5 protein-coding genes are annotated in these 3,404 nt (G+C 76.1%); 3 read left to right on the top strand and 2 right to left on the bottom strand.

Annotated elements, in window-relative coordinates:
- Nucleotides 1-259: hypothetical protein (locus PH190_RS30520; RefSeq protein ID WP_274235309.1), on the top strand; the 259-nt coding region annotated here is incomplete at its 5' end.
- Nucleotides 260-365: 106 nt separating this feature from the next.
- Here PH190_RS30520 and PH190_RS30515 read toward each other — a convergent pair.
- Together PH190_RS30515 and PH190_RS30510 are read right to left on the bottom strand one after the other, a co-directional pair.
- Nucleotides 366-986 (bottom strand): Asp23/Gls24 family envelope stress response protein, encoded by a 621-nt coding sequence (locus tag PH190_RS30515; protein WP_274235308.1) that lies wholly within the window; start codon nt 984-986, stop codon nt 366-368.
- Nucleotides 983-1,570: an RNA polymerase sigma factor gene (locus PH190_RS30510; protein ID WP_274235307.1), complete on the bottom strand. Its 588-nt coding sequence runs from the start codon at nt 1,568-1,570 to the stop codon at nt 983-985. Before PH190_RS30510 ends, PH190_RS30515 begins: the two co-directional genes overlap by 4 nt.
- A 192-nt stretch (nt 1,571-1,762) precedes the next feature.
- Between PH190_RS30510 and PH190_RS30505 the strand changes: the two genes are divergently transcribed.
- Together PH190_RS30505 and PH190_RS30500 are read left to right on the top strand one after the other, a co-directional pair.
- Entirely contained in the window at nt 1,763-2,659 is an 897-nt protein-coding gene (locus PH190_RS30505) for an SMP-30/gluconolactonase/LRE family protein (protein WP_274235306.1), read from the top strand.
- Nucleotides 2,656-3,345, top strand: a complete 690-nt coding sequence (locus tag PH190_RS30500; protein WP_274235305.1) for a DUF427 domain-containing protein — start codon at nt 2,656-2,658, stop codon at nt 3,343-3,345. The genes PH190_RS30505 and PH190_RS30500 overlap by 4 nt, the downstream gene beginning before the upstream one ends.
- The last annotated feature ends 59 nt before the right edge of the window (nt 3,346-3,404 follow it).

The raw sequence follows: 3,404 nt of genomic DNA, 5'->3' as shown, positions 1-3,404 counted from the left end.
CGGACACACCGACCCCGACGACGTCACCGAGGACCGCGACCCCTTCTGGCGCCGACCCCGCCCGACCAGCCCCGTCACCCCCGAGGGCCGCCTCCACGCCGAGCCCCACGACCCGCACCGCGGTCCCGGCAACGCCCGACCACCCCGCACCCCGAGCCTGCGCGACCTCCTCCGCCGAGCCCGCCGCGACGCCCGCCACCCCCAGCGCGTCGCCACGCCGAGCGAGCCCGACCCCGACCCCGACCCACCGCCGTTCTGACGGCGGTGCCGCCGATCGGCGTCCGCGCAGCCGCCCGTGGCGCGACCTCAGCCGCCGCCACGCCGTCGCCCCGAGCCCTGGCCCCCGCTCGACCGCAGCCCCGGCCTCAGAGCAGCACGTCGTCCACGTGCACGAGCACCGCCACCGGCTCGAGGCCCGTGGAGCTGCGGATCCCGTCCGCCACCACTGCGCGGATGCGCGCCCCGAGGGCCACGAGGTCCGCGCCGTACTCGGCGGCGAGGGTGATCGCGACGACCGTCGAGGACCCGGCCACGCCGGCCGTGACCTCGGGTCCGTCGTCCACGCTCGTCTCCGGCCCCCCGCCGGCGGCGACGAGGTGGGGCAGCGCCACCCGCACCCCGGGCACGCGGGAGCTCAGGTGCCGGGCCAGGGAGATCACCACCCGCGCGCTGACCCGCGTCCGGCCTCGCGACTCCTCGATGCGCCCGAACTCCGGGTCGGCGGCCACCCCGCGGATGCGGCGCAGGGCCTCGTCGAGGAGGCCCTCGGGCGCCTGCGGGCGGTGGTCGGCGACGGCGCGGACGGGCGCCCAGAGCCGGTCGAACTCGGCCAGGGCGGCCTGGCAGTACGGGCACTCACGCTGGTGGGCGTCCCGGCGGTCGGCCGCACCGTCGGCGACCTGCGCGACCAGCGACGCCGCGTCGCGCCCGCAGGCCAGGTGGCCCTCGAGCGGCGCGGCGGCGGAGGGGGTGCGCTCCTGGGTCATGTCCAGTCCTTCATCTCGGACATCAGGGTGGCGCGGGCCCGGGCCAGCCGCCCGCGCACCGTGGCCTCGCTGGTCTTGGTGACGTTCGCCGCGTCGCGGTACGACAGGCCCTCGAGCTGCACCAGCACGAGGGACACCCGCTGATCTTCGGGTAGCCGGCTGATCGCGGCGAGCCCCGCCTGCAGCTCCTCCCCCGCGAGCACCCGGCTCTCCGGACCCGCGACCCGCGGGTGATCGGCGTCGGCGAGCTCGTCGTGGGGTCGCTGGCCGCGGCGGTGGTTGAGACACCGGTTGACGACGACGCGGTAGAGCCAGGTGGTGAACGCCGACGACCCGGCGAAGCCCGACAACGCCGTCCAGAGCTGGATGACGACCTCCTGCGCGACGTCGTCGGCGTCGGCGGGACTGCCGAGCATGCGCAGCGCGATCCGGTAGATCCGGTCGCGGTGCCGGCGGACCAGCTCCTCGTACGCGCCCTGGTCGCCGGACCGGGCCCTGCCCACGAGCCAGCGATCGGCCTCGTCGTCGAGGCCGGCCGGGGCCCGGGTCCCGCCCGGGCCGGGGTCTCGCCCCGGCGCGCTCACGCGCGGAAGCTTCCCACGTTCAGCCGTGGGCAACCGATCAACGTGACCCGGGTGGGGGAACACACGCTCGCGTGGCGTGACGCCCGAGCGCCACGCCCCACCACGGTGACCGGGGTCACGGAGCCGTCCTGTCGATCCGGGCCGTGGCCGTCCGTGGTGGGGTGACCGCACCCGCTCCACCCGGAGGCCACCGTGACCGACACCCACACCACCGCCGACGACGACGTGACCGTCCTGCTCGAGGGGCTGCAGGTGGGCGAGTCGCCCCGCTGGCACGACGGGCGCCTGTGGTTCTGCCACTGGGGCGCCGACGAGGTCGTCGCCGTGGCGCCCGACGGCACCGCCGAGGTCGTCCTGCACGACCCCGACATCCAGCCGCACTCGATCGACTGGCTGCCCGACGGCCGCATGCTCATCGTCTCCCGCGCCGAGCGGTGGGCGAGCCGGCTGCTGCGGCGCGAGCACGACGGGACGATCGCCGTCCACGCCGACCTCGGCGGGGTCGCCGGCGGGTTCAACGAGATCGTCGTCCACCCCGGCGGGGACGTCTACGTCAACGGCTCCGACTTCGACTTCCTCGGCTGGCTGCAGGGCCGGGCCGAGTTCGTGCCGGGCAGGATCGCCCTCGTGACCCGCGACGGCGAGGTCCGCGCGGTGGCGGACGACATCCAGTTCGGCAACGGCATGGTCATCACCCCGGACGGACGCACCCTCGTGCTCGCCGACTCCTTCGCCGGCACGCTGGTCGCGTTCGACATCGAGGCCGACGGGTCGCTGACCGGCCGCCGCACCTGGGCCGAGGGCCTCAGCCCCGACGGCATCACGATCGACGACGAGGGCGCCGTCTGGACCTCGACCGGCGGGATGGAGATCGCCGGCGGCATCCTCGTGCGGGTCCGCGACGGCGGCGAGATCACCCACCGCCTCGAGATCGACCGCAACCCGTTCGCCTGCATGCTCGGGGGCGAGGACGGCCGGACGCTGCACGTGATGGCGGCGCGGTTCGACCCGCAGGACCCGTTCGGCGGCCCCGCCACCGGCCGCGTGCTGACGATCCCGGCGCCCGCCCCGCGGGCCGGTCGCCCGTGACGCGCCCCGCGGGACACCCCGGGCCCGCCGTCCCGGTCGGTCACGTCGAGCCCTGCCCGCGACGCATCCGGGCGCGGCTCGGCGGCCGGGTCGTCGTCGACACGCTCGCTGCGCGCTACGTGTGGGAGCACCCCTGGTACCCGCGCTGGGCGATCCCCGTCGACGACGTCGACCCGGCCGCGCTGGCCGCCGACCCCGACCACCGGCGCCTCGACGGCGAGCTGGCCGGCACGGTGGCGCTGACGTGGGCGGCGTTCGACGCCTGGTTCGAGGAGGACGAGGAGGTCGCCGTCCACCCGCGCAGCCCCTACGTGCGGGTGGACGCCCTGCGCTCGCGGCGGCACGTGCGGGTCGAGCTCGACGGCGTGGTGCTCGCCGAGTCCGACGCCCCGGTGCTGCTCTTCGAGACCGGCCTGCCGACCCGCGCCTACCTCGACCCCACCGCCGTCGACGTCGCCCGCCTCGAGCCGTCGACGACCCGCACCGCCTGCCCGTACAAGGGCGTGACCAGCCGCTGGTGGTCGGTGCGCACGCCGGCCGGGCGGTACGACGACCTCGCCTGGAGCTACGACCACCCGGCCCCGGCCGTCGCGCGCATCGCGGGGCTGGTGGCGTTCTACGACGAGCGCGTCGACGTGGTCGTCGACGGCGTCGCCCAGCCCCGGCCACGGACGCACCTGGCCTGACGGCTCGGTAGCGTGGCGTAGCGTTGAATTTCGGGGATCTTGCGGTGAGGTCGGTGGGT

It is taken from the genome of Actinomycetospora straminea, assembly GCF_028737255.1.
Classification (GTDB): Bacteria; Actinomycetota; Actinomycetes; order Mycobacteriales; family Pseudonocardiaceae; genus Actinomycetospora; species Actinomycetospora straminea.
This window is presented reverse-complemented; position numbering and strand designations above follow the sequence as displayed.